The sequence below is a fragment of the Erwinia sp. TECH1 genome (genome assembly GCF_054057575.1).
Map to the genome: position 1 here is coordinate 4099309 of NZ_JBSRZK010000001.1, position 24948 is coordinate 4124256.

The following is a 24948-nucleotide window of genomic DNA, read 5'->3' on the forward strand; positions in this document are numbered from 1 at the left end:
CCTCATCAGCTTTTCGCCTGAATGGCCTTGATGATATTGCTGGTGGAGATCCCATCTTCAAAGTTCAGCACGCGCACTTCGCCGCCGTTTGCCCACACCTCTTTGCTGCCCGCAATCTCTTCCGGCTTGTAATCGCCGCCTTTTACCAGCAGATCCGGCAGGATATCGGCAATAACCCGCTGCGGCGTATCTTCTTCAAAGGCCACCACCCAGTCGACCGCTTCCAGCGCGCCCAGCACGATCATCCGGTTTTCCAGCGGATTGACCGGACGACTCTCGCCTTTCAGCCGTTTGGTGGATGCATCGCTGTTGACCGCGACGATCAGGCGATCGCCCAGCTTGCGCGCGTTGGCCAGATAGGAGACGTGGCCGGCATGAAGAATATCGAAGCAGCCGTTGGTCATCACCACTTTCTCGCCGCGACGACGCGCCAGCGCCACCGCCTCTTTCAGCTGCGCCTCGCTCATCACGCCGAAACCGGCCTCGGGCCGTGCGCGAATGGCGTTTTCCAGCTCGACTGGCGAAACCGTTGACGTTCCCAGCTTGCCCACCACCACGCCTGCGGCGGCGTTAGCCAGGAAGCAGCTCTCTTCCAGCGTGTTGCCTGCGGCCAGCGCGGCGGCCAGTACGCCGATCACCGTATCGCCCGCACCGGTCACATCATAGACTTCCTGCGCCTGGGTTGGCAGATGCACCGGCTCTTTGCCCGGCTGCAACAGTGTCATGCCGTTTTCAGAACGCGTCACCAGCAGCGCCGACAGCTCGAACTGCTGCATCAGCGCCATGCCGCGCTCGACAATCTCCGCTTCGTCTTTGCACTTGCCGACGACGGCTTCAAATTCGGAAAGGTTTGGCGTCAGGATGGTCGCACCGCGATAGCGCTCGAAATCGGTCCCTTTCGGATCGACCAGCACCGGTACCTTCGCCTCGCGGGCGATGGCGATAATGCTTTCCACGCTGTCCAGCGCGCCTTTGGCGTAATCGGAAAGCACCAGCGCGCCTGCGGACGGCAGCGCCTCGCGGATCCGCTGATGCAGCGGCTCAACGTCGATCCCCCCGAAACCTTCTTCAAAATCCAGACGGATCAGCTGCTGGTTGCGCGACAGCACGCGCAGCTTGGTGATGGTAGGATGCGTGGCGACGGTAACAAAATCACACTGCACGTTAACGCCGGTGAGCGCGTCGTTCAGCGCGCGCGCCGCATCATCCACGCCGGTCAGGCCGACCAGACGGGAACTGGCGCCGAGCGAAGCGATATTCATCGCCACGTTGGCCGCCCCGCCGGGACGCTCCTCCACGTTGTCCACCTTAACCACCGGCACCGGCGCTTCAGGGGAAATACGGCTGGTTGGGCCATACCAGTAGCGATCCAGCATCACGTCGCCAACAACCAGAACACCCGCACGGTTAAAATCGGGCAGCGTCATTTTCATTCCAGATACTCCAGGCTGCAGTCAGTCAAAAAATAGTGCGCGCGATGATAGCACATGCCGTCAATCGCGCCCATTGCGCCACGATCACGCCTCCAGCCAGCGCTGCCAGCTGGCGTTGACCACGGATTGCTCCGCGCTGAACGCCTCCGGCGCAAGCTGGCCCGGTAAAGCCTGGAGCGCCAGCCTGTGCAGCTCGTTACGCAGCGTAACGTAAGCGTGGGTCAGCGAATGCGCCTCTTCCTCGCTCATTCTGTCGTGGCGCGCCAACAGCGCCAGGATGCGTACGTTATCCGACCAGCTCGTCAGCTCTGGCTCCGTCGCGGCATAGCGTAAGACCAGATATTGCGTAATGAATTCAATATCGGTAATGCCGCCGCGATCCGCTTTGATATCCCAACGCCCTTTTTGTCGGTTGCCCAGATGCGCGCGCATCTTCTCGCGCATTTCCCGGACTTCCGTTTTCAGCTTTTCCGGCTCGCGCGGTAAACACAGAATGCCCCGGCGGATCCCGGTAAAGCGCTGGCTTAACGCCGCGTCGCCAAAAACGATGCGCGCCCGTACCAGCGCCTGATGTTCCCAGGTCCAGGCTTCATGACGCTGGTAATCGTCAAAAGCCGCGAAGGTGCTGACCAGCATGCCCGCCGCGCCGGAAGGACGCAGCCTTGCGTCCACCTCGTATAAAATGCCGGACGACGTGCGGGTGCTGAACAGGTGCATGATGCGCTGCGCAAGCCGCAGATAAAACTGGCGGCCATCAATGCTGCGCTCGCCGTCCGTCACCGCTTCTGCCGGACAGTCGTGCAGGAACACCAGGTCAAGATCCGAACTGTAGCCCAGCTCCCAGCCGCCCAGCTTGCCATAGCCGATGACCGCGAAGCCGCGCGCCTGCGGCTCGTTAAGGTGCGAAGGCCGCCCGTAGCGCTGCACCATCATCTGCCAGGCCTGCTGCACCACCTGCTCCACAATGGCCTCCGCCAGCCAGGTAAGATGATCGCTGACCTTCATAACCGGCAGCGTGCCCGCAATATCGGCCGCGGCAATACGCAAATGCTGCGCCTGCTTGAACTGACGCAGCGCTTCCAGCTGCTGCTCTTCGTCCTCTTCCGGGATGCGCAACAGATACTGCCGCAGCTCGTCGCGATAGGCATCCGTGGCCGTGGGCTGGTAAAGCGTGGCGGGATCCAGCAGCTCGTCCAGCAGCAGCGGATAGCGCGCCAGCTGATCGGCCACCATCGGCGAGGCCGCACAGAGCCGGATCAGATGCTTAAGCGCGCCCGGATATTCCGTCAGCAGCTCCAGGTAGGTAGTGCGCGTCACTATGCCCAGCAGCAGCGGCGTCAGACGACCGAGCGTGACGTCGGCATCTTCACGCGGGCAAACCTCGGCCAGCAGGCCCGGCATCAGCAGATCCAGCGCCTGGCGACCACGCGGGCCAATGGTGCGTTTATCCACGTCCTGGCGAAAATCGCCGATCGCGCGCAGCAGCCGCTGCTGCGCTTCGGCGGTAAGATGAGGCACCAGCGCCGCCAGCTCCGGTTCCTCCAGGCGATCCTGCCACAGGATGCCATAGTCGTCCGTGTCTTTGCTGTCGCCCGCCTCCGGCGCGTCATCGCCGATTAGCTCGTCGAAAATAGCGCGTACGGCGGCCATATGCTGTTCCAGCTGGCCGTACATCTCCGCCCAGCCCGTGGTGCCCATCGCCCACGCCAGCCGTGCACGATTAAGATCGTCCGAGGGCAGCGTTTGCGTCTGTTCGTCATTGATGCTTTGCAGCAGATTCTCCAGGCGGCGTAAAAACAGGTACGCTTCCTGTAGCCGTAGCGCCTGCTCTGCGGGCAGCAGATGCAGATCGCTGATGGCCTGAAGCGTGGGTAAAAAGGCCCGCAGCTGTAGCGAGCGCTCACGTCCGCCACGGATCAGCTGAAAAACCTGCACGATAAATTCCGTTTCGCGGATGCCGCCCGCGCCCAGCTTGATATTGTCTTTCAGCCCGCGCCGACGCACTTCTCTGGCAATCATGCTTTTCATATTGCGCAGCGACTGGATCACGCTGAAATCGATATAGCGGCGATAGACAAAGGGCCGCAGCATCTGCTCCAGCTCCTGGCTCCAGCGATCGTCCGCGCCGCCCATCAGCCGCGCTTTCACCATCGCGTAGCGCTCCCAGTCGCGTCCCTGCTCCTGATAGTAATCCTCCAGCGCGGCAAAGCTCAGCACCAGCGGGCCGCTGTCGCCAAAAGGACGCAGGCGCATATCTACCCGATAAACGAAGCCGTCGATGGTCGGCTGATCGAGCACTTTGATCAGCCGCTGGCCCAGACGAGTAAAAAACTGCGCGTTATCCAGCTCGCGGCGCCCGCCCTGGGTGACGCCGTTTTCCGGCCAGGTAAAGATTAAATCGATATCCGAAGAGAAGTTCAGCTCGCCACCGCCGAGCTTGCCCATCCCCAGGATCAGCAGCGGCTGCGGTTCGCCCTGCGCGTTAACCGGCGTGCCCAGCTCGCGGCAGCAGGCCTGCCACAGCCAGTCGCGCGCCGCCACGATCAGCGTTTCCGCCAGCACGCTCAGCTGCCGTAACGTTGCCTGCGTGCTGCTGAGCGACAGCGCCTGCATCCAGGCGATACGCGTCAGCATATGGCGACGAAACAGGCGTAGCTCGCGCATAAGCGCGGCTTCGTCCGCGACCTGCGCCATTTCTTCCGCCAGCCAGTCGGCATAATGTCGCCACTCTTCCGGCTCCGGCGCCCTTTGCTGCAGTTCCTGCTGCCATTCAGGATAGCGCGTCAGGTTTTCGCTGATGAAATCGCTGAAGGCCATAGCGGCACGCAGCGCGGGATCGTCAGCGGTAACCGGTAGCGCGGCAAGCAGCGGCGGCAGAGGCGGTAAAGTTAAAGGCGACATAGGTAACTCCCTGTGAGGGCGGTCGAAATCAGGCGCCGCCGTTTTTCCAGAAAACCGACTGCTTCAGCGCCTGATGGCGATACGACTCCAGCCAGGCTTCCTGATGCGTTTTAATCGCGTGGGCCAGCTGTTCCCATGCGCCCAGCCAGACCGCCACGGCGGTTTCGTCATAGGCGCCGGCCAGCAGACGCGCGGCGAGCAGTTGACGCTGCAAACGGGTCAGCTTGTCCTGATATTCATTGGTCTGACGCACGTGGGCAAACGTCTCTTTCAGGTCGGCAGAGACGCGGCCCAGCATGATGTCGCAGAAGCGCTTGAAGGAGCCTTGCAGCTTGCTGTCGGTTTTGCTGTCGATAAACGGACGCCAGCCTTCGCTGGCTATCCAGTTAGTAAGCGCCAACTGGGTTTGTAGCCAGAGCGGCGTAAAGCAGAGCGACGGCTGCGGCTTTTGCTCCGCCAGCGCCTCTTCCAGCTCGTTCAGCTTTTGGCGCAGTTCGCTGCTGGCCTTACGCGGCACCAGCGTGCCGAACAGAGCAAAAGCCTGACGCAGCGTTTCCAGTGCTTCGTTAATGCCACGCAGCGCAGACGGGGTGCCGCGTAGCCACAGCTCTTCATGATACTGCCACTGACTTAGCGCCAGCGTAAAAGCGCCCAGCATCCCCTCTTCAACCGTGGCTTTCGGCTTCACTTTCAGGATCGGCAACGGGCGCAGCTCGCGCTGGCTCTGACCCTGCGCCAGGCCGTAACCGCGCGCGGCTTTGCTCAGGCTGCCCAAACGCAGTCCGCCCATGTCCGCCAGTTCAGCCGCAAAAGCCATCAGGTCGGCACGCTCGCCGGTTTTCAGCTCCAGCTCGATTTCGTTCAGCGGCTCGCTTAGCTCGCCCGCCTGCACTTCGCCGTGGTCAAAAGCCACTTCAATCTCGCTGTTCAGGTAAGTAACCACCCACTTTTCCCGCACGAAGTGGGTGCTGAACAGCGGCTGCAGCTGCGCCTGTAACGCCGCTACATCACAGTCCTGCGGCCAGATTTCCGCCGGCAGCTGCGCGATGGCCAGCTCGGGCTTTTCCAACGCTACATTGTATTCCGGGCGCTGATGCAGACCACCGACGGTTTTCCCCGCCGTTTTCAGCGTCATTTCATAGCTGTCGCCAAAGCCGCGAATACGCAGCCCCATATCACAGCGGCGCAGCTGGCGATCCGGCGTTTCAAAATAGATGTTGGTCAGTTTCTGCGGCGCGCTGTGCACGTTTGGCCAGGCAGCGAGACGAGCCGGCAGCTTTTCGGCGCCTTCAGGCGTGGTAATGAACTTTAATTCAATTTCTATGGTCATATTTTCTTAATCAGATTAGCGGCACGGTCAACAAAGGCCAGATTATACCTTGCGGCCTCGGCTTTTATGCAGTGCGAAGTCGAAAACCGCGGGTAACGGGCAAGCCAGAGATGACGAAAAGAGTAATGCACAATCGCCCTGGTTGTCCCGCTTTTCCTGGCGCTTTGCGCGTCAGGTCGAGTCCAGGATAGTTCTCATTCAGCTTTATGCGAGCCATCTCCAGACTGTGCCATTACTTTTTTTTCCGCACTCACAAAAAAGATACCGAATGAAAAAAACGCATTTACTTGGCCTCACTTTACTGACTTTCAGCGTTGCCGCCTCGCTTCATGCCGAAGAGAAGCGCTATATTTCAGACGAACTTTCCACCTGGGTACGCAGCGGCCCCAGCGACAGCTACCGCCTGACGGGCACGCTGAACGCGGGGGAAGAAGTAGCGCTGGTACAGACCAACAATGATACGCATTATGCCCAGATCCGGGATGCTAACGGCCGGACGTCATGGATCCCGCTGGCGCAGCTGAGTCAGCAGCCAAGCCTACGCACTCGCGTTCCACAGCTGGAACAGCAGGTAAAGGATTTGACCGATAAGCTGGCCAATATCGACGGCAGCTGGAATCAGCGCACGGCGGAAATGCAGAAGAAAGTCGCGGGCAGTGATGACGTGATCAACGGCCTGAAAGCGGAAAATCAGAAACTGAAAAACGAGCTAATCGTGGCGCAGAAAAAAGTCAGCGCCGCTAACGTGCAGCTTGATGACAAGCAGCGCACCATCATTATGCAGTGGTTTATGTATGGCGGCGGCGTAGCCGGTGTCGGTCTCCTGCTGGGCCTGCTTTTGCCGCATATGATCCCCAGCCGCAAGAAAAAAGATCGCTGGATGAGCTGACGCTTTTTCGGGCATCTTTCGGTGCCCTTCTCCTCTTTTTGTCCACCGGCCAGGCGCTTCACAACGGTAGGAGAGCTTCTACACTTCACGTATGATGCCAGAAAAATTTAGTTCGGGAGCCTGTAGTGAAGAGTTATCTTGTCGGTGGCGCGGTACGCGATGCCCTGTTAAATTTGCCGGTCAAAGACAAAGATTGGGTGGTGGTAGGCGCTTCGCCTGCCGAGATGCTGGCGCTCGGCTTTCAGCAGGTCGGCCGTGATTTTCCCGTGTTCCTGCATCCTGACACGCAGCAGGAATACGCGCTGGCGCGCACCGAGCGCAAAAACGGCAGCGGCTATACCGGTTTTGTCTGCTATGCCGCGCCAGACGTGACGCTGGAGCAGGATTTGCAGCGCCGCGATCTGACTATTAACGCCATCGCTCAGGATGACGAGGGCCGCTATTACGATCCCTACAATGGCCGTGCCGATATCGAACAGCGTCAGCTACGCCATGTTTCCGCCGCCTTTAACGAAGATCCGCTGCGCGTGCTGCGCGTGGCGCGCTTTGCCGCGCGTTTTGCTCACCTTGGTTTCGTGATTGCCGGGGAAACGCTGGCGTTGATGCGCTCGATGGCGGAAAGCGGCGAACTGAGCGCGCTGACGCCCGAGCGCGTCTGGAAAGAGACCGAAAAGGCGCTGGAAACCCGCACGCCTCAGGTCTATTTTCAGGTGCTGCGCGACTGCGGCGCCCTCGCCGTGCTTTTTCCCGAGCTGGACAATCTTTACGGCGTGCCGGCACCGGCCAAATGGCATCCGGAAATCGATACCGGCGTGCATACGCTGATGACGCTGGCGATTGCCGCTGAGCTGAGCGATGAAGTAGACGTGCGTTTCGCCACGCTGTTTCATGACGTCGGCAAAGCGCTGACGCCGCCGGAAAAATGGCCGAGCCATCATGGTCACGGCCCGGCGGGCGTGCCGCTGGTGGAGCAGCTTTGCCAGCGCCTGCGCGTGCCGAACGCCATTCGCGATCTGGCGCTGCTGGTGACGGAATTTCACGATTTAGTGCATACCGTCGAGCGGCAAAGTCCGGAAACGCTGGTCGCCCTCTTCGATCGCATTGACGCCTGGCGCAAGCCCCATCGCGTGGAGCAAATTGCGCTGACCAGCGAAGCGGACGCGCGCGGCCGCACCGGATTTGAGAACAATGCTTACCCGCAGGGCGACTATCTGCGCAAGGCGTTTGAGATTGTGCAGAACGTGTCGACCAAAGACGTGGTCGCGGCGGGTTACAAAGGCGTGGAGGTCAGGGAAGAGCTAACGCGAAGGCGTATTGCCGCACTGGCAGCCTGGCGGGCAGAGCCGCTTTAAAAAGAAGCCGGACAAACGTCCGGCTTTTTTTGACTAGACGAAAATCATGTAGACCGCAGCGGCCACAATAAAGCGGTAGATAGCGAAAGGAACGAAGGAGATACGCTGGATCAGCTTCAGGAAGACCTTGATAGCAATCAGCGCCACCACGAAGGCCGTGAGGAAACCTACGGCGAACATCGGCATATCGGCCATCGTCAGGAAGCCCAGGCTCTTATACAGATCCAGCACCGTCGCGCCCATCATCATCGGCACAGCCAGAAGGAATGAGAACTCGGAGGCCGCATAACGACTCACGCCCATCAGCATGCCGCCGGAAATGGTCGCGCCGGAGCGAGAAAAGCCCGGCCACAGCGCCAGACACTGGAAACAGCCAATCATAAAGGCCTGACGGTAAGTCATATCGTCAATCCCTACGGCTTTAGGCTGTTTGGGTTTGAGATATTCCGCCGCCAGCAGCAGAACGCCGCCGACAACCAGCGCGTACATCACGTTAATGGGATTGAAAAGCGTTTTAATTTTATCGTGAAAAATCAGGCCAATCACCACGGCCGGCACCATACCCAGCAGGATGTGGATCAGCGTCAGATGCCCTTTGCCTGTGCCTTCGTGCGGCACTTTGCCAAAGTGGATGCCAATCAGGCCAAACAGACGACGCCAGAACATCACTACCACCGCCAGGATCGATCCCAGCTGAATAACTACTTCAAACGTATCGGCTTTATCACCTTCAAAGCCCAACAGATGACCGACAATGATCATGTGCCCGGTGGAAGAGACGGGGAGAAACTCCGTTAACCCCTCAACAATCCCAAGGATTGCTGCCACCCATAGCTGATGAATATCTGCCATCAAATCTACCCCTATCCGTATCAAAGCCATTAAAAAGGCGGTCGCTGTACGCCACCGCCAAAATTGTGCCCGCAGAAAGGCGGGCCAATCCTCAGACAGCCCATAATGTGGTTTGGTTTCATCGTGATGGCAATCACATTGCGCTTATTTCGGAATAGTCCCTCGTTCGATGATTACGCCAACCTGAAGCGCCTGCGCTACCGCGCCCGGCTTGCTCAGTTTGATCCGCACCCACGGCGACCCGAAACGCGTCAGCAGCAGGGTGGCAACCTCTTCTGCCACGCGCTCGACCAGCGCGAAGCGGCCGCCTGCGACATGGTTAATAATCGCTTCGGAAACGTCCGCATAGCTCAGGCAGTCGTTGACGTCGTCGCTGGCCGCCGCGACGCGGTTATCCCAGGCCATTTCGACATCGAACACCAGCTTCTGCGAAATCGTCTGTTCCCAGTCGTAAACGCCAATAGTCGTGATAACCGACAGCTGTTCAATAAATACAATATCCATGATGCGAGTCTCTGTTTTTGCGGTTGCCGGATACCACTTCCGACGGATTATGCGTATTATCCACGGATGACGAGAACAAAACGACCCCCTGAAGACGGAACGGTGTTATGAGCATATTCGCGCCCGGTATGATTATTTTCGCGTATCTGTGCGGTTCTATTTCCAGCGCAATCCTGGTATGCCGACTGTTCAGATTACCCGACCCGCGACAGAATGGATCCGGCAATCCCGGTGCCACTAACGTGTTGCGTCTCGGCGGTAAAGCGCCTGCGCTGCTCGTCCTGCTGTTTGATATCCTGAAAGGTATGCTGCCGGTCTGGCTGGCTTATCATTTCGGGCTCTCGCCCTTCTGGCTTGGCCTGATCGCTATCGCGGCCTGTCTGGGTCATATCTATCCGATCTTTTTCCAGTTTAAAGGCGGTAAAGGCGTGGCGACGGCGTTTGGCGCCATCGCGCCGATCGGCTGGGATCTCACCGGCCTGATGACCGGCACCTGGCTGCTGACCGTTCTGCTGAGCGGCTATTCGTCGTTAGGCGCCATTATCAGCGCGCTAATCGCGCCGTTTTATGTCTGGTGGTTTAAACCACAGCTGACTTTTCCGGTAGCGATGCTTTCCTGTCTGGTGCTGTTGCGCCATCACGACAATATCCAGCGCCTTTGGCGCGGCCAGGAAACTAAAATCTGGAAGAAAAAGCGCAAATAAATTCATGTAATATCCTGTTAATTCTAAAAAAACAGGTTTACGGCCTTCGCGTTAATCTAATAAAATTATTAACCCGCACATAAGATGCGGGTTTATTTTTTATTACAAGGAAACGTGATGAAAGAATTAACACAGCATGAAGTGATGCAGGTCAGCGGCGCTGGCTATATTCAGGAAGCGCTGAGCAGCATAGGTAGCTATGTCGGCAACGGCCTGTACGGTCTGGTCGCTAATACAGGCGTGGAGCTGCCGCTAATCGGTAAGGTCAGCATAGGCTCTTTCTATCCCGATTTGGGCAAAGATATCGGTTCAACGCTGGGTAGTCAGGCTGGCGGTATGATCGAAAGCCTTATCGCCGGTATTCCGCTGATCGGCGGCTGGCTGAATGGCCTGCTGGGCAACTAACAGGCCGTGCGCCATTGCCGTAAGCAATGGCGCTTTAATGTCAGTCGCTTTGCAGCGGTGACAGTTCTGCAAGCTATGCCGCTTTAACGTCACTCGGTTTGCAGCAGCGACAGTTCCGCAAACAACGCCGAGTCAATGTCAGTCGCTTTGCAGCGGTGACAGTTCTGCAAGCGGCCAGCGCGGACGGACGCTAACGCTCAGGTCGCTGCTTGTCCCGCCTTTGAGCCTGACCATACCCGCGTAGGCGATCATCGCGCCGTTATCGGTGCAGAACTCCGGCCTGGCGTAAAACACCTCTCCGCCCCGCGCTCGCATCACGTCGGCCATTCTTGCCCGCAGCGTACGGTTAGCGCTGACGCCGCCTGCAATCACCAGCCGCGTAAAGCCGGTTTGCTCCAGCGCGCGTTTGCATTTGATGATCAGCGTATCGACAACGGCATCTTCAAAGGCACGAGCCACGTCCGCGCGCGTCTGATCGTCACCGGCGTTTTCACGAATGGTATTCGCTGCGAATGTTTTCAAACCGGAAAAGCTGAAATCCAGCCCAGGCCTGTCGGTCATAGGACGCGGAAAGATAAAGCGCTTTTCCACGCCCTGCTGCGCCATTTTCGACAGCATCGGCCCGCCCGGATAGTCCAGACCCAGCAGCTTGGCCGTTTTATCGAAGGCTTCGCCGGCCGCATCATCCACGGATTCGCCAAGCAGCTGGTATTCACCGATGCCGGTGACGCTAATCAGCTGCGTATGACCGCCGGAAACCAGCAGCGCGACAAAGGGAAACGCAGGCGGATTGTCTTCCAGCATCGGCGCCAGCAAATGCCCTTCCATGTGGTGTACCGGCACCGCCGGCACGTTCCAGGCAAAAGCCAGCGAACGACCGATGGTGGCCCCGACCAGCAGCGCGCCAACAAGGCCAGGTCCTGCGGTATAGGCTACGGCATCTATATCTTGCGCCTGCAGGCCCGCCTCTTTTAGGGCAGCCTGAATTAAAGGCACGGTTTTACGCACGTGATCGCGCGAAGCCAGTTCCGGCACCACGCCGCCGTAGTCGGCGTGCAGTTTGACCTGGCTGTAAAGTTGGTTAGCGAGCAATCCGGCATTATCGTCGTAAATCGCGATACCGGTTTCATCGCAGGAAGTTTCTATTCCGAGCACACGCATGGCATTTACCTCATTCTTGCGGCGCGCAGTGTAACATGAAGCCGCTTCGCGCTGCGGCAAATTTCCGCGTTATCCACCGATCGCCATGATCGATAAGAGGAAAATTTCATCGCCTCGCCTCTTCGAGTGCGGTATAATCCTTGCCCTGAAAAAACCGGCAGCCGCACAGGCGCATCTGTTGGTGAGACATTATGCTATGGTGCTTTACAACGCAGCCTGTGTTGGAGTAAAATTCCGCACCATTTTGAAACAAGCTGGCACTGACGTCAGCAACAAAACCGAATTTATCGAGGTGAGAGTTACATGCCGGTAATTAAAGTACGTGAAAACGAGCCATTTGACGTAGCACTGCGTCGCTTCAAGCGTTCTTGCGAGAAAGCAGGCGTTCTGGCTGAAGTTCGTCGTCGTGAGTTTTATGAAAAACCTACTACCGAACGTAAGCGCGCTAAAGCTTCTGCTGTGAAACGCCACGCGAAGAAACTGGCTCGCGAAAACGCACGCCGCACTCGTCTGTACTAATTATTGAGGGCTTGCCCTCAGGCTTCACAGACCAGTAGTAGTATACAAGGCCGTGCTTTCCGAAAGGAATGCGCGGCTTGTTCTCGTTTATGAGCTGATAGGCCTATGGCTGGACGAATTCCACGCGTATTTATCAATGACTTGCTGGCTCGCACGGACATCGTGGATCTTATCGATGCGCGCGTAAAGCTAAAGAAGCAGGGCAAGAACTATCACGCGTGCTGTCCCTTTCATAACGAAAAGACGCCCTCTTTTACCGTCAACGGTGAAAAACAGTTTTACCACTGCTTCGGCTGCGGCGCGCACGGCAACGCGATCGATTTCTTAATGAATTACGATCGGCTGGAGTTCGTCGAAAGCATTGAAGAACTGGCAACGCTTTACGGCCTCGAAGTGCCGTATGAGAGCGGTTCCGGCCCCAGTCAGTTAGAGCGTCATCAGCGCCAGAGTCTTTATCAGCTGATGGGCAGCCTGAATGATTTCTACCAGCAGTCGCTTACGCAGAACCAGGCGGCTGGCGCGCGCGATTATCTTACCAAACGCGGTCTTAGCGACGATGTTATCCGGCATTTTTCGATTGGCTTTGCGCCTGCGGGTTGGGATAACGCGCTAAAACGTTTTGGTCGCAGCCAGGAAGACCGCCAGTCTCTGAGCGATGCCGGTATGCTGGTCACCAACGATCAGGGACGCAGCTACGATCGTTTTCGTGAACGCATTATGTTTCCTATCCACGATAAGCGTGGACGTGTTATCGGGTTTGGCGGCCGCGTTGTCGGCGATGCACTCCCTAAATACCTTAACTCGCCGGAAACCGAAATATTCCATAAAGGCCGCCAGCTGTACGGCCTGTATGAAGCGCAAAAGAAACATCCAGAACCCGCTAAGCTTCTGGTGGTGGAAGGCTACATGGACGTGGTGGCGCTGGCGCAGTTCGGCATTGATTATGCCGTTGCATCGCTCGGCACTTCCACTACGCCCGAGCATATCCAACTGCTTTTTCGCACGACCGATACGGTAATTTGCTGCTACGACGGCGACAGAGCGGGTCGGGAAGCAGCATGGCGTGCGCTGGAAACCGCATTGCCTTACATGAATGACGGACGTCAGCTACGCTTTATGTTTCTGCCGGACGGCGAAGATCCCGATACGCTGGTGCGGAAAGAGGGAAAAGACGCGTTCGAGGCGCGGATGGAGCAGGCGATGCCGCTCTCCGCTTTCCTGTTCGATACGCTGATGCCGCAGGTTGATCTGCGTTCCCCGGACGGCAGAGCCCAGCTGAGTACGCTGGCGCTGCCGCTGATTAGCCAGGTACCAGGGGAAACGCTGCGTATCTATCTGCGTCAGGAACTGGGCAACAAGTTGGGCATTCTGGACGATAGCCAGCTGGAAAAACTGCTGCCAAAACAAAGCGAAGGCGCGAAGTTGCCCCAGCAGCCCCAGCTAAAACGCACAACCATGCGTATACTGATTGGATTGCTGATCCAGAATCCGGCGCTGGCGACGATGGTTCCTTCGTTGGAAGGGCTGAATAATTCGGAGCTTCCCGGGTTCCCGCTATTCGTAGAGTTAGTGAGTACTTGCGTAGCGCATCCTGGCCTGACGACGGGCCAGTTACTGGAACTTTATCGCGGCACAAAATTTAGCCAAAGCCTTGAAACGCTGGCAACATGGAACCACATGATAGTTGAGGATGAAGTGGAAACCATGTTCAAGGACTCGCTGGCCAGCATGTATGATGCGGCGCTGGAGCGCAGGCTGGAAGAGTTAATTGCGCGCGACCGCACGCACGGCCTGAATGCCGAAGAGCGTCGTGAATTTTGGACGCTCAGCCAGGCCCTGAAAAAACAGTAACAAACGAATTAACAGCGGCGATGGAAACATGATGAAGCGCATATCGTCGCAGCCGGTTTAAACGCTATCAGCAATAGACCGGCAGGAAAAAAGCTTCTGTCAGCATATCCGCGGCTTAAGTGCCGACTATCCGCCAGGTTGAGCCTGGCAGCCGCCACGATGGGCAGCGGCAATAAACCAACGCCCTCACTGTTATTGTTGGCTGCTTAAACTTAGCCGACCAACACCAATCTAATTTAACAGAAGTGTGGATACCGTCTTATGGAGCAAAACCCGCAGTCACAGCTGAAGCTGCTTGTCACCCGTGGTAAGGAGCAAGGCTATCTGACCTATGCCGAGGTCAATGACCATCTGCCGGAAGATATCGTCGACTCCGATCAGATCGAAGACATCATCCAGATGATCAACGACATGGGCATACAGGTTGTGGAAGAAGCGCCTGATGCCGACGATCTGATGCTGAATGAAAACAGCAGCGATACGGACGAAGATGCTGCCGAAGCGGCTGCTCAGGTACTCTCCAGCGTTGAATCTGAAATCGGGCGGACTACCGATCCGGTCCGTATGTACATGCGCGAAATGGGCACCGTCGAACTGCTGACGCGCGAAGGCGAAATCGACATCGCCAAGCGTATCGAAGACGGCATCAACCAGGTGCAGTGTTCCGTTGCCGAATACCCGGAGGCTATCACCTACCTGCTGGAGCAGTACGATCGCGTCGAGGCTGGCGAAGCTCGTCTTTCCGATATGATCACCGGCTTTGTCGATCCGAACGCGGCAGAAGAGATTGCGCCTACGGCAACGCATGTAGGTTCTGAACTCTCTGAAGAAGAGCGCGACGACGACGAAGACGAAGACGAAGAGTCCGACGACGACACCGCTGACGATGACAACAGCATCGACCCGGAACTGGCGCGTGAGAAATTCACCGAGCTGCGCACGCAGTACGAGAAAACGCGTACGGTGATCAAGGCCAAAGGCCGCAGCCATGCCGACGCCGTCAGCGAGATCCAAAACCTGTCCGACGTCTTTAAACAGTTCCGCCTGGTGCCGAAGCAGTTTGACTACCTGGTGAACAACATGCGTACCATGATGGATCGCGTCCGTACTCAGGAACGCCTCATCATGAAACTGTGTGTTGAAATCTGTAAGATGCCGAAAAAGAACTTCATCACGCTGTTCACCGGCAATGAAACCAGCGAAACCTGGTTCAACGCCGCGCTGGCAATGAACAAACCGTGGTCCGAGAAGCTCAAGGACGTGTCGGAAGACGTTCAGCGCAGCCTGATGAAGCTGGCGCAGATTGAAGAAGAGACCGGCCTGACGATTGAACAGGTAAAAGATATCAACCGCCGGATGTCCATCGGCGAAGCGAAAGCGCGTCGTGCGAAAAAAGAGATGGTTGAGGCTAACCTGCGTCTGGTTATCTCTATTGCTAAAAAATACACCAACCGCGGCCTGCAGTTCCTGGATTTGATCCAGGAAGGCAACATCGGCCTGATGAAGGCCGTAGATAAGTTTGAATATCGCCGTGGCTATAAGTTTTCGACCTATGCTACCTGGTGGATCCGTCAGGCTATCACCCGCTCTATCGCTGACCAGGCGCGCACCATCCGTATCCCGGTGCATATGATTGAGACTATCAACAAGCTCAACCGTATCTCCCGCCAGATGCTGCAGGAAATGGGCCGCGAACCTACGCCGGAAGAGCTGGCCGAGCGGATGCTGATGCCGGAAGATAAAATCCGCAAGGTGCTGAAGATCGCCAAAGAGCCAATCTCCATGGAGACGCCGATCGGTGATGATGAAGATTCGCATCTGGGCGATTTTATCGAAGACACTACGCTGGAGCTGCCGCTGGACTCCGCCACCTCCGAGAGCCTGCGTTCAGCGACTCACGACGTGCTGGCCGGCCTGACGGCGCGTGAAGCGAAAGTGCTGCGTATGCGTTTTGGTATCGATATGAACACCGACCATACGCTGGAAGAAGTCGGCAAGCAGTTTGACGTTACCCGTGAGCGTATTCGTCAGATTGAAGCCAAGGCGCTGCGTAAGCTGCGTCATCCAAGCCGCTCCGAAGTACTGCGCAGCTTCCTGGACGATTAATCCAGCCTGTGTGACAAGAAGCCCCGGCCCAGGCCGGGGCTTTTTTCTATCTGAAGAAGGGTGCTCAAGGATCCTCCCAACAATGCGCCGGCAGACGTCCTGTCCACCGGCGGTTTGCCCTACCCTGCGGTGTTGCAGGCTAAGCTGGCCACAACCTCTGTACCTCCCTGCTTAACGTGCAGCTCGCAGAGCGAGCCGCGCGTGATCCAGATAACGGCTATTACCGTTACACAAACCACTATTAAACAGAGCGCGAACAATTTTTGCGCCATCCCAGGCCTCCTTTTCCATTGCTTTACAGCGGGTAAAAGGCTACCTTTACATTGTGGGATGTAGAAAGTAGCCTCACTTTGACTGACGTCGGGTGGGGCTTTTCTCTTTCCGTCCCGGCTGCCCGGAACAAAAAGATCCTGAGCACCCGTCGCGCAGTGTAGCGCGCTTTATCTCCCTCCGCTGGCGCAATTTACTAAACCTGATACTGGATCTGATTTTCCTGCAACAAGCGTGAAAACGGCAGGGCCTAAGGCCGTCTACCGTGGTGATCGTACCAGGGAATATGTAGCGGATTGAATGAAGGCGTTTTTAAGGTGCCTTAAGAAGGGTGCTCAAGGATCCTCCCAACAATGCGCCGGCAGACGTCCTGTCCGCCGGCGGTTTGCCCTACCCTGCGGCGTTGCAGGCTAAGCTGGCCACAACCTCTGTACCTCCCTGTTTAACGTGCAGCTCGCAGAGCGAGCCGCGGGTGATCCAGATAACGGCTATCACCGTTACACAGACCACTATTAAACAGAGCGCGAACAATTTTTGCGCCATCCCTGGCCTCCTTTTCCATTGCTTTACAGCGGGTAAAAGGCTACCTTTACACTGTTGGATGTAGAAAGTAGCCTCACTTTGACTGACGTCGGGTGGGGCTTTTCTCTTTCTGTCCCGGCTGCCCGGAACAAAAAGATCCTGAGCACCCGTCGCGCAGTGTAACGCCCTTCCTCTCCCCGCGCTGATGCAATTTACTAAAGCTGACGCTGGCTCTGATTTTCCTGCAACGCCGATGTAAATCGTCTCAACGAGCAGCTAAAGCCATTACCAATTCTTTATAGGCCGCCACCAGCTCCTCTTGCGAAGCACGGTTCAGCCCGCTGGGATTGGGTAGCACCCAGACTTCCGTTTCACCCAGCTTATGCGGCTGCCTGCCCCATGCCACCTTACCGACACCGAAAGCCTGCTTATAGGCCTGCTTGCCTAATACCGCCAGCGCCTCGGGCTGATAGCGCATGATCTTATCGACTAACAGTTTGCCGCCTTCGCGTAGCTCCGTAGCAGAAAGCTCCGTAGCCTCACGGGTGGGCCTTTCCACCAGCATGGTGATACCGCAGCGCGTGGTCAGCAGCAGCTTTTCCTCTTCCGGCTTTAGCTGACGCTTGGTGAAACCCGCCTGCCAGATGGTTTTCCAGAAGCGGTTTCCGGGATGCGCAAAATGAAACCCGGTATGCGCAGAAGATTTCCCCGGGTTAATGCCGCAAAAAATCACGCTAAGGTCGGGCGCAAGAATATCGTTGATGCCATGTATCTCGGCTTCCATACGTTTTCTCCTGTCGTTCAGGGAAGAGTAAAATAGCTCAGCGCTTCACAGCCTCTTCCTGCTGACAAAGCGGCAATCACTTTCAGGGCGGCCGCCCTGCGTGTCTTCATCTTCGTGATCAATAGCTTTAAAGGTAGCTTACGGCGCCATGGCGCTTTTGCTTTGGCGCTCGAAAGCATCGCGCAGCCAGTGTACGAATCCGCTTACGGCCCGTGGGACCTGAGCAGCCCAGGGACGGACGACGTAAAGATGTTCGGCAAAAGCGCCCGGCGTTCGCCACTGCGGCAAAACCTCGACCAGTCTTCCGTCGGCAAGGGCACCCTGCGCGCTGAAATCAGGCAGCAGCGCGATGCCCAATCCTTCCAGCGCGGCATCCCTTATCGATTCGCTATTATTGGTCGCGAAGGGGCCGCTGACATTAACCACGACTTTTTCGCTGCTGTTTTCCCGGCAAAAAGTCCACTGCGGCGTTTCCGTGCCGCGCGGATAGTAGAGGCACTGATGTTCGCTTAGCGCCTGCGGCGTTTGCGGCTGGCCGTACTGGCGCAGATAAACCGGTGATGCCACAACCAGCGCGCGCGTGGCGCATAGCGGTAGCGCTACATGCGTATCGGGCAGCGTATCGCTGTGGCGAATGGCAAGATCGAACCCTTCACTGGCCAGAGAAACCAGCCGATCGGACACTTCCAGCTGTACACGAACCTGGGGATGTTCTTTCAGGAAAGCGGTGATATGCGGCACCAGCTGCTGCCGGGCAAAAGCGACCGGCGCGGTTACGCGGATCAATCCCCGCAGCGGCCCGGCCGAATCGCGCACGCTGAAAAAACTCTGTTCTATCTGAGCGAAAGGCGCACGCAGCTCCTCAACCAGCTTTTCGCCCGCGCTGGTCAGCCGCAGGGTACGGGTGGTTCTGGTTACCAATGGCACGCCCGCCTGCTGCTCCAGCTCTTTGATTTTCTGGCTCATGGCGGCCTTGCTGACTTCCAGCCTTTCGGCCGCGCGGGTAAAGCTGCCCTGCTCAGCCAGCACGGTCAGCCAGTGAAGATGTAGCCATAACGCATCGGTTTTTATAGCCATCGTCATTGTTCACTATAATAAATAATCATTTCAACTATAGCGCTTTTTCCCGCGCGCTAATGCCCCTAAAGTAACTTCTGCCGCTCAGGTGCCATTACACTATATTTTAAGGGGAAAACCATGCCATTACTGCAATTTGACGTCATTCAGGGTCGCTCGGAATCGGAACTGAAAACGCTGCTGGATGCCGCGCACCGCGCCGTGCTGGCCGCTTTTAAAGTACCGGCGCGCGATCGCTACCAGATTGTTCACGAAAACAAGCCTTATCAGATGGTGTTTGAGGATACCGGCCTGGGGCTGACGCGCACCGATAACCTGGTGATGGTACGGGTGTTTACCAGTCCACGCAGCGATGAGCAGAAGCAATTTTTTATGGCGGAACTGTGTCGTGAACTACAAGAGAGCTGCGGTATTTCACCGGCCGACGTGATGATCAGCTTTATCACTAACAGCAAGGGCGACTGGAGCTTCGGTAACGGCGTGGCGCAGTATATGACAGGCGAGCTTTAAGGCATGGGCAGTGAAACAATCCCCGGCCGAAGCCGGGGAAAGCGAGCATCAGAAGTCGTAACGCAGACGCACCAGGTTCATATCGCCCAGGTTATCGCTGCTTGAGGTAAAGACGTGTTCATAATCCACGCGGAAACCGTAGTCGAGCTGGAAGGTGATCCCCACGCCGTTATCGATACGCTGATAGTCGCGATCGTTAACGTATTCCAGACGGTCGCCCATCACATATGGCATAAAGGTTTTCAGGCCGTAGTTGCCAACCGGGATGGTGTAGCCCGCGAGGTACTCAATACCCCACGCATCGCCAGCAAAGTAGTTATCCACGCCTTTTTTCTTGCTCAGCAGATAGTTCTGGTAATAGCCGCCGCCAAGCGAGAAGGTCCAGCTGTCTGGCTTCCAGCTAAGGGAAGTCCCGTAAATGTTCTGGTTCCAGGTTTTATCGTCGCCGGTGCCCGGATTACGCATATCAGCACGAGTATAGTTCCACGCCGCGCCCCAGGTCAGCTCTTTGCTCAGATGGTAATCCACGCCCAGCGAGCCGCCGCCCTGACGCTTGTAGCGCAGGCCATCACCCGGCAAATATTCGTTATCGGCAAACAGATAAGAAGCCAGCACGTCCGCATTACCGAAGGTGTTTTTATACTTCAGCATCTTGCGTGAACGGTAAGAACCGTCGTAGTCGCCGTTGATGCCGTTGCCTGGCGCCTGCGCCAGCATGTCGTAGTCCCAGATATCGGTTTTCGCGCCGACCACATCGTAATACACGCTGTTCTGCTGACCGAAGGTCAGTTTACCCCAGGTTTTGCTCTGGAAACCGGTGTAAAGCATACGGCGGCTGGTGTCATGCGCTTTGGCCGCATAATGGTTGTCCCAGTCGAACAGCGCCGGAATATTTACGCCCAGCTCGTAATACCCTACCCAGCTGACGTCGTCAAACAGGTAGTAATCGGCCAGGAAACGGAAACGAGTGCCGCCATCAAAGCCGTTACGCTTATAGGCATTTTTACCGTCGTCGCCGGTCAGGTTATTGAACTGGGGACGGATACTGCCGCCAACGGTGAAATTCAGACGGCTCAGCGGATCGCCCGCCTGCGGATCCTGTTTGATCAACGTTACTTCAGCGTTTGCGGCAAAAGACGCTCCGCCCATCACCAGCGCCAGGCCGACAGCCTGACTTAACACGCGCATTTTTGTTAACATTATGTAGCCCTGTAAAGCATTGCTAAAAAAAGAGAGAACGAAAAAGCAAAAAAACGTCACATAAAGCCGATTTTGCGCGCGATTATAGGGATTAAGCGCGGCAGTACAGCGGATAAAAAAGGCTTTTGTAAAATCTCTTATCTATTTTTGTTTTAGAATTGCTAAAGGCTCCTGCCAATAAACGCCCGAGGCGACACGTTTCTCCTTCCCTGTCCACGTTGTGCCCCTGTTTCCCGATAACGCTGGAGAGCCTGACCAGGTTTTCGGCAGCGAAGGCCTTAATCTTTAATTAATTTATTTTTCGCTCTGACGATTTGCCAGCGTCCCTGAGCCTCGTTAAACGCGAAGTTAAACAGAACCTCAACGAAAGTTTATCCCCGTGACGGCGGTCATTTTTCTCGTCTGGCCGCTTATTGCCAGCCTTAACCGGCTGCGTTAAATTGGAAGATTCGCTACAAATTGGTGATGAATACCGGCAGGGACTGCCTTTTTCGGGGAATATAAAAAATAATGGGATCTGAATCACTTTCACTGCTTCTTTTTATCGCCTCGGCCGCGCTGTACAGCTGGAAAGCTGGAAAAAACAGGCTGGGCTTTTCCGCGATTGTTTTACTTCTGGGCATTTATATCGTGCTGAATGCTTCGCTGCTTGCCAGCAACTACTTTACGGGCGAAGGCATTAATGACGCGGTTATCTATACCCTCACCAACAGCCTGAGCGGCGCGGGCATCGGTAAATATTTGCTGCCGGCCGCAGGCATGGTGCTGGCGCTGCTGGTACTGTTTGCCCTGCTTGCCTGGATCTTACGACGCGGCCGAAAGCGTGGCGGCAGCAAGCTTTGCGGCCTGTTGGCGATTGTGCTGGCGCTGGCCTCGATCAAAACCACGCCCGCTTATCAGCAGGTGGCCGATCTGCTGAAATCGCAGCTGGGCAAAGGCGACTCCGATTTTTACGCGCACTATAAGGTGCCCGGCACGCAGATACGCGGCGATAAACCGAATCTGGTTTATATCTATGCCGAGAGCCTGGAGCGCACCTACTTTGACGAAGCAGCCTTTCCCCATCTTGCGCCGGAACTTAACGCCGTCAAAGCGGGTTCGCTGGATTTCAGCAACACCCAGCAGCTGCCCGGCACCGAATATACGATTGCGGGAATGGTCGCCTCGCAGTGCGGTATCCCGCTGTTCGCGCCTTTCGACGGCAACGCCTCCAGCTCGCTTTCAACTTTCTATCCGCAGAATGTCTGCCTGGGCGACATTCTGAAAGCGGCGGGTTATCAAAACTACTTCTACCAGGGCGCCAGCCTGAGCTTTGCCGGTAAAGATCTGTTCCTCTCCTCGCACGGGTTCGACCATCTGTATGGATTTAACGAACTGAAAAGCGTGGTGAAAGATCCGAGCTACCGTAACGACTGGGGCTGGTATGACGATACGGTGCTGGATAGCGTTTACGATAAATATGTCGAGCTGGCGCAGCAGGGTCAGCCTTTCTCGCTGTTTGCTCTGACGGTGGATACGCACCACCCTGACGGTTTTATTTCGCGCAGCTGCCAGCGCAACAGCTATCTGTGGGAAGGCAAACAAAACAAATCTTTCGCCGCTGTCGCCTGCAGCCAGCAGCATATTGCACATCTGATAGAGCGGATCCGCGCCACGCCGTGGTTTAAAAATACGATTATCGTGGTCAGCTCCGATCATCTGGCAATGAACAATACCGCCTGGAAATTCCTTAACCAGCACGACCGCAGCAATCTCTTCTTTATGCTGCGTGGCGATAACGACGACGGTAAAGTCATTGCGGTTAAGCGCAGCACGCTGGACAACGGCGCGACGGTGCTGGACGCGCTGGGCGGCGATAACTTTATCGGCCTGGGGCGCAGCAGCCTTTCGTCCTCTTCTCTTGCCGCGACTTACCTGAATATCAAAGAGAAGATCAACGAGTGGAAGCCGGACGTGATTAAACTGTGGAATTTTCCGAAGGCGATTGCCGATTATAAAACGGACACGGTGAATAACACCTTCAGCTTTGCCGGCGTGCATTTCAAACTGCCGCTGCTGCTCTCCGTTAAACCGGGCAAAATCGAGCCGAAGTTCGACGTCTATCTGGCGCCGCCGTTAAAACAGCAGCTGGCTAATTTTGCGCCGGATGAGAAGTTCGTCTGGATCGATAGCTGCTTTAAAATGGGCGATGTCTGGGATGAGAAACTGGCGCTTAACAGGCAGCTGTGCATTGCCGACGGCACGCTGAATTCACCGCCAACTATCCGCGAGATCAACCCCGGCGTGACTCAGGGCCGCGTGGGCTTCCGCCAGATTGGTGATCAAAGCGAGGAACGCTATCAGCAAACCGTGACCCGGCTGCGCATTGCCGATGAGGATTTACGCTATGCCTCCGACACGCTGCTGTTTGCCCTGCCTGGCCTGCCAAAACAGGTGCAGAAGGTCACCGGCCTTTCCTATATCGAACCCTGGGGCGGACGTTGGTCGGATGCCGGACTGCTGCCTGAAGTCACCCTTACCTGGCTGGAGCCGCTGCCGGAAACCTTCGATCTGCTGCTGACGGCCCGCGCGTTTGGCGCCAACAGCCAGCGGCCTTTCGTTGTTAAAATTGGCGATAGCGAGCAGACGTTCCGCCTGAGCCATAGCGACAGTACGGTCAGCATTCGCCTGTCCAACCCGACACGGGAACGCACGCTGGTTATCAGAGCGCCGGTGCCGGAAACCACTGCCGAAGGCGCGGTAGCCGGTTTCACCGCCCGTCAGCTTGGCATCGGGCTGGTAAGTTTAAAAGTCGTGCCTGTTCAGTAAATTGTCCTCTCCCCGGCCGCCCTGGCCGGGGAATCCCGCCGCATTTTTTCTTTTCCGTCCATGCCTTATGCGCGATTTCGCTCACAATGCCATCAAGTTTTCACGCCTGCTGCCGATTTAATGCCCCTGTAATGCTAAAGGTTTCCTCAGTGACTCTTTTTTAAACAGCAAGGAACAATCCGGATGATTTCTGTAAAAAACTTGAAAGTCGGCGTGCGCCTCGGCGCGGCGTTTGCCCTGGTAATACTGTTATTAATCGTGGTCAGCGTAACGGCTATTGTAAAAATCGGCAGCATTAACGGCGCGGTGGATCGCATTGTTAACGATCGCTATATCAAGGTGAGGCTGGCTTTTGACGCGCGCGACGGGGTTAACGATCAGATTAAATATCTGCGCGGGATGGTTATTGAGACTTCGCATCCGGAGAAAAACCAGAAGCGTTACGGCCAGCTGGACAGCGTGACGCAGCAAACCAACCAGACGATAGACAAGATTGCCAAACTGCAAACAACCGAAGTCGGCATCAAGAAAATCCAGGCAGTAAAAGAGGCGGCGCAGCAGTTTGAAACGGCCAAAAGCGAGCTGCTTACTTTAGTGCGCGCCGGTAATCAGGATGCTGCCGCCGACTATGCGCTGATGAAAATGACGCCTGCCCAAACCGCCTATCTGGATATCGTAAAGCGTTTTGCCGACTCACAGTCCGGACAGCTGCAGGCGGAAGGCGCTAACGCCGTTGCCGATGGCGCTACCGCAATCCGCATTACGCTGATTTTCTCCACGCTGGCGGCGTTGCTGGCGGTCGTGCTGGGCTATTTCCTGACCCGCTCTATCGTTGCCCCGCTGCGCGAAGCAGTACGTATTGCTGAAAACGTGGCGGCGGGCGATCTGCGTACGCAGATCCGTGTAAATTCAACTGATGAAACCGGTCAGCTGATGCAGGCGTTGAAAACCATGAATGAAAACCTGCTGCGTATCGTGACCGAAGTTCGCTCCGGCACCGAGCTAATCGCTACCGCCTCCGGCGAAATTTCACTGGGCAATATGGATCTTTCTTCCCGTACCGAGCAGCAGGCCAGCTCGCTGGAGGAGACCGCCTCCGCAATGGAGCAGATGACCTCTACCGTGAAGCAAAACGCCGACAATGCTCGTCAGGCTAACGAGCTGGCCGCGCTGGCCTCGAAAGTAGCCGTGCAGAGCGGCTCGGCGGTGAATCAGGTCGTCAGCACCATGGAAATGATCAACACCTCGTCGAAGAAAATTGTCGACATTATCAGCGTGATTGACGGCATCGCCTTCCAGACCAATATCCTGGCGCTTAACGCCGCCGTGGAAGCCGCCCGCGCGGGCGAGCAGGGTCGCGGCTTCGCCGTTGTCGCCTCAGAAGTCCGCAACCTGGCGCAGCGTTCGGCCTCCGCCGCTAAAGAAATTGCGCAGCTGATCCAGGATTCCGTGAATAAAGTGGACGAAGGCGGCAAGCAGGTCGCCAAAGCGGGCACCACGATGGAAGAAGTGCTGGCCAGCGTGAAAAGCGTGACGGAAATCATGGGCGAAATCTCTATCGCCAGCCACGAGCAGAGCACCGGCATCGATGAGATCAATATGGCGATTACCCAGATGGATCAGGTTACGCAGCAGAACGCCTCGCTGGTGAATGAATCCGCCGCCGCCGCGCAATCGCTGCAGGAACAGGCTGAACAGCTTTCCCGCGCCATCGGCATCTTCAAAGTAAGCCACAACGCGGCCTGACGGCTAACGGCGGCCCGTAAAAAA

21 protein-coding genes are annotated in these 24948 nt (G+C 56.6%); 10 read left to right on the forward strand and 11 right to left on the reverse strand.

Translation table 11 applies throughout. From position 1 onward, the window contains the following. Positions 1-5: 5 nt before the first annotated feature. The 3 genes from hldE to ACVWZ0_RS19200 form a co-directional block, all read right to left on the reverse strand. Entirely contained in the window at positions 6-1433 is a 1428-nt protein-coding gene (gene hldE / locus ACVWZ0_RS19190) for a bifunctional D-glycero-beta-D-manno-heptose-7-phosphate kinase/D-glycero-beta-D-manno-heptose 1-phosphate adenylyltransferase HldE (RefSeq protein WP_253458203.1), read from the reverse strand. Positions 1434-1517: 84 nt separating this feature from the next. Further along, positions 1518-4334: a bifunctional [glutamate--ammonia ligase]-adenylyl-L-tyrosine phosphorylase/[glutamate--ammonia-ligase] adenylyltransferase gene (gene glnE / locus ACVWZ0_RS19195; protein WP_253458201.1), complete on the reverse strand. Its 2817-nt coding sequence runs from the start codon at positions 4332-4334 to the stop codon at positions 1518-1520. A gap of 28 nt (positions 4335-4362) precedes the next feature. Next, a complete protein-coding gene (locus ACVWZ0_RS19200) occupies positions 4363-5664 on the reverse strand; it encodes a CYTH domain-containing protein (protein ID WP_253458199.1) in 1302 nt (433 codons plus the stop codon). 268 nt (positions 5665-5932) lie between these two features. Here ACVWZ0_RS19200 and ACVWZ0_RS19205 point away from each other — a divergent pair, with 268 nt between their 5' ends. Together ACVWZ0_RS19205 and ACVWZ0_RS19210 are read left to right on the forward strand one after the other, a co-directional pair. Next, positions 5933-6553 carry a TIGR04211 family SH3 domain-containing protein gene (locus ACVWZ0_RS19205; RefSeq protein WP_253458197.1) on the forward strand — a complete coding sequence of 207 codons (621 nt, stop codon included), beginning with the start codon at positions 5933-5935 and terminating at the stop codon, positions 6551-6553. Positions 6554-6678: 125 nt separating this feature from the next. Next, positions 6679-7905, forward strand: a complete 1227-nt coding sequence (locus ACVWZ0_RS19210; RefSeq protein ID WP_253458195.1) for a multifunctional CCA addition/repair protein — start codon at positions 6679-6681, stop codon at positions 7903-7905. 33 nt (positions 7906-7938) lie between these two features. Here the strand turns inward: ACVWZ0_RS19210 and bacA are convergent, their stop codons facing one another. Beyond that, complete coding sequence (gene bacA / locus ACVWZ0_RS19215) at positions 7939-8757, reverse strand: undecaprenyl-diphosphate phosphatase (RefSeq protein ID WP_125287192.1); 819 nt, start codon at positions 8755-8757, stop codon at positions 7939-7941. A gap of 144 nt (positions 8758-8901) precedes the next feature. Then, a complete protein-coding gene (folB, locus tag ACVWZ0_RS19220; RefSeq protein ID WP_253458192.1) occupies positions 8902-9261 on the reverse strand; it encodes a bifunctional dihydroneopterin aldolase/7,8-dihydroneopterin epimerase in 360 nt (119 codons plus the stop codon). A 107-nt stretch (positions 9262-9368) separates the two neighbouring features. Between folB and plsY the strand changes: the two genes are divergently transcribed. Beyond that, entirely contained in the window at positions 9369-9965 is a 597-nt protein-coding gene (gene plsY, locus ACVWZ0_RS19225; RefSeq protein WP_253458189.1) for a glycerol-3-phosphate 1-O-acyltransferase PlsY, read from the forward strand. A 117-nt stretch (positions 9966-10082) separates the two neighbouring features. Beyond that, positions 10083-10370, forward strand: a complete 288-nt coding sequence (locus ACVWZ0_RS19230; protein ID WP_253458186.1) for a hypothetical protein — start codon at positions 10083-10085, stop codon at positions 10368-10370. A 138-nt stretch (positions 10371-10508) separates the two neighbouring features. Here ACVWZ0_RS19230 and tsaD read toward each other — a convergent pair whose 3' ends face one another. After that, positions 10509-11531 (reverse strand): tRNA (adenosine(37)-N6)-threonylcarbamoyltransferase complex transferase subunit TsaD, encoded by a 1023-nt coding sequence (gene tsaD, locus ACVWZ0_RS19235; RefSeq protein WP_253458183.1) that lies wholly within the window; start codon positions 11529-11531, stop codon positions 10509-10511. A 303-nt stretch (positions 11532-11834) separates the two neighbouring features. Here tsaD and rpsU point away from each other — a divergent pair, with 303 nt between their 5' ends. From rpsU to rpoD, 3 genes are all read left to right on the forward strand, one after another. Continuing rightward, positions 11835-12050 (forward strand): 30S ribosomal protein S21, encoded by a 216-nt coding sequence (gene rpsU, locus ACVWZ0_RS19240; RefSeq protein ID WP_001144069.1) that lies wholly within the window; start codon positions 11835-11837, stop codon positions 12048-12050. Positions 12051-12155: 105 nt separating this feature from the next. Then, positions 12156-13901 carry a DNA primase gene (dnaG, locus tag ACVWZ0_RS19245; RefSeq protein WP_253458182.1) on the forward strand — a complete coding sequence of 582 codons (1746 nt, stop codon included), beginning with the start codon at positions 12156-12158 and terminating at the stop codon, positions 13899-13901. A 261-nt stretch (positions 13902-14162) separates the two neighbouring features. Then, positions 14163-16007, forward strand: a complete 1845-nt coding sequence (gene rpoD, locus ACVWZ0_RS19250; protein ID WP_125287187.1) for an RNA polymerase sigma factor RpoD — start codon at positions 14163-14165, stop codon at positions 16005-16007. 119 nt (positions 16008-16126) lie between these two features. Here the strand turns inward: rpoD and ACVWZ0_RS19255 are convergent, their stop codons facing one another. From ACVWZ0_RS19255 to ACVWZ0_RS19270, 4 genes are all read right to left on the reverse strand, one after another. After that, positions 16127-16279: a Hok/Gef family protein gene (locus ACVWZ0_RS19255; RefSeq protein ID WP_253458180.1), complete on the reverse strand. Its 153-nt coding sequence runs from the start codon at positions 16277-16279 to the stop codon at positions 16127-16129. Between the two features lie 388 nt (positions 16280-16667). After that, the gene (locus ACVWZ0_RS19260; protein WP_253458178.1) at positions 16668-16820 is read right to left on the reverse strand and encodes a Hok/Gef family protein; all 153 of its coding nucleotides are present in this window, start codon (positions 16818-16820) and stop codon (positions 16668-16670) included. A 244-nt stretch (positions 16821-17064) separates the two neighbouring features. Continuing rightward, positions 17065-17583: a G/U mismatch-specific DNA glycosylase gene (gene mug, locus ACVWZ0_RS19265; protein ID WP_253458175.1), complete on the reverse strand. Its 519-nt coding sequence runs from the start codon at positions 17581-17583 to the stop codon at positions 17065-17067. A gap of 138 nt (positions 17584-17721) precedes the next feature. Continuing rightward, positions 17722-18660, reverse strand: coding sequence for a LysR substrate-binding domain-containing protein (locus tag ACVWZ0_RS19270; RefSeq protein ID WP_253458172.1), 939 nt, complete (start codon positions 18658-18660; stop codon positions 17722-17724). 120 nt (positions 18661-18780) lie between these two features. Here ACVWZ0_RS19270 and ACVWZ0_RS19275 point away from each other — a divergent pair, with 120 nt between their 5' ends. Continuing rightward, positions 18781-19170: a tautomerase family protein gene (locus tag ACVWZ0_RS19275; protein ID WP_253458169.1), complete on the forward strand. Its 390-nt coding sequence runs from the start codon at positions 18781-18783 to the stop codon at positions 19168-19170. Positions 19171-19218: 48 nt separating this feature from the next. Here the strand turns inward: ACVWZ0_RS19275 and ACVWZ0_RS19280 are convergent, their stop codons facing one another. After that, complete coding sequence (locus ACVWZ0_RS19280; protein WP_253458166.1) at positions 19219-20370, reverse strand: porin; 1152 nt, start codon at positions 20368-20370, stop codon at positions 19219-19221. Positions 20371-20880: 510 nt separating this feature from the next. On the opposite strand from ACVWZ0_RS19280, the gene opgB reads away from it, so the two are divergent. Both opgB and ACVWZ0_RS19290 read left to right on the forward strand, forming a co-directional pair. Then, positions 20881-23178, forward strand: a complete 2298-nt coding sequence (gene opgB / locus ACVWZ0_RS19285) for a phosphatidylglycerol--membrane-oligosaccharide glycerophosphotransferase (RefSeq protein WP_253458163.1) — start codon at positions 20881-20883, stop codon at positions 23176-23178. A gap of 183 nt (positions 23179-23361) precedes the next feature. Continuing rightward, a complete protein-coding gene (locus ACVWZ0_RS19290) occupies positions 23362-24924 on the forward strand; it encodes a methyl-accepting chemotaxis protein (protein WP_253458160.1) in 1563 nt (520 codons plus the stop codon). The last annotated feature ends 24 nt before the right edge of the window (positions 24925-24948 follow it).

Excerpts from the sequence above, each read along its gene's own strand:
- ACVWZ0_RS19200 (WP_253458199.1), bottom strand. The coding sequence starts at position 5,664 with ATGACCATAGAAATTGAATTAAAGTTCATTACCACGCCTGAAGGCGCC.
- glnE (WP_253458201.1), bottom strand. The coding sequence starts at position 4,334 with ATGTCGCCTTTAACTTTACCGCCTCTGCCGCCGCTGCTTGCCGCGCTA.
- hldE (WP_253458203.1), bottom strand. The coding sequence starts at position 1,433 with ATGAAAATGACGCTGCCCGATTTTAACCGTGCGGGTGTTCTGGTTGTT.
- ACVWZ0_RS19290 (WP_253458160.1), top strand. The coding sequence starts at position 23,362 with ATGATTTCTGTAAAAAACTTGAAAGTCGGCGTGCGCCTCGGCGCGGCG.
- tsaD (WP_253458183.1), bottom strand. The coding sequence starts at position 11,531 with ATGCGTGTGCTCGGAATAGAAACTTCCTGCGATGAAACCGGTATCGCG.
- ACVWZ0_RS19230 (WP_253458186.1), top strand. The coding sequence starts at position 10,083 with ATGAAAGAATTAACACAGCATGAAGTGATGCAGGTCAGCGGCGCTGGC.
- dnaG (WP_253458182.1), top strand. The coding sequence starts at position 12,156 with ATGGCTGGACGAATTCCACGCGTATTTATCAATGACTTGCTGGCTCGC.
- ACVWZ0_RS19260 (WP_253458178.1), bottom strand. The coding sequence starts at position 16,820 with ATGGCGCAAAAATTGTTCGCGCTCTGTTTAATAGTGGTCTGTGTAACG.
- rpsU (WP_001144069.1), top strand. The coding sequence starts at position 11,835 with ATGCCGGTAATTAAAGTACGTGAAAACGAGCCATTTGACGTAGCACTG.
- ACVWZ0_RS19275 (WP_253458169.1), top strand. The coding sequence starts at position 18,781 with ATGCCATTACTGCAATTTGACGTCATTCAGGGTCGCTCGGAATCGGAA.
- opgB (WP_253458163.1), top strand. The coding sequence starts at position 20,881 with ATGGGATCTGAATCACTTTCACTGCTTCTTTTTATCGCCTCGGCCGCG.
- rpoD (WP_125287187.1), top strand. The coding sequence starts at position 14,163 with ATGGAGCAAAACCCGCAGTCACAGCTGAAGCTGCTTGTCACCCGTGGT.
- mug (WP_253458175.1), bottom strand. The coding sequence starts at position 17,583 with ATGGAAGCCGAGATACATGGCATCAACGATATTCTTGCGCCCGACCTT.
- folB (WP_253458192.1), bottom strand. The coding sequence starts at position 9,261 with ATGGATATTGTATTTATTGAACAGCTGTCGGTTATCACGACTATTGGC.
- plsY (WP_253458189.1), top strand. The coding sequence starts at position 9,369 with ATGAGCATATTCGCGCCCGGTATGATTATTTTCGCGTATCTGTGCGGT.
- ACVWZ0_RS19280 (WP_253458166.1), bottom strand. The coding sequence starts at position 20,370 with ATGTTAACAAAAATGCGCGTGTTAAGTCAGGCTGTCGGCCTGGCGCTG.
- ACVWZ0_RS19255 (WP_253458180.1), bottom strand. The coding sequence starts at position 16,279 with ATGGCGCAAAAATTGTTCGCGCTCTGTTTAATAGTGGTTTGTGTAACG.
- ACVWZ0_RS19205 (WP_253458197.1), top strand. The coding sequence starts at position 5,933 with ATGAAAAAAACGCATTTACTTGGCCTCACTTTACTGACTTTCAGCGTT.
- bacA (WP_125287192.1), bottom strand. The coding sequence starts at position 8,757 with ATGGCAGATATTCATCAGCTATGGGTGGCAGCAATCCTTGGGATTGTT.
- ACVWZ0_RS19270 (WP_253458172.1), bottom strand. The coding sequence starts at position 18,660 with ATGGCTATAAAAACCGATGCGTTATGGCTACATCTTCACTGGCTGACC.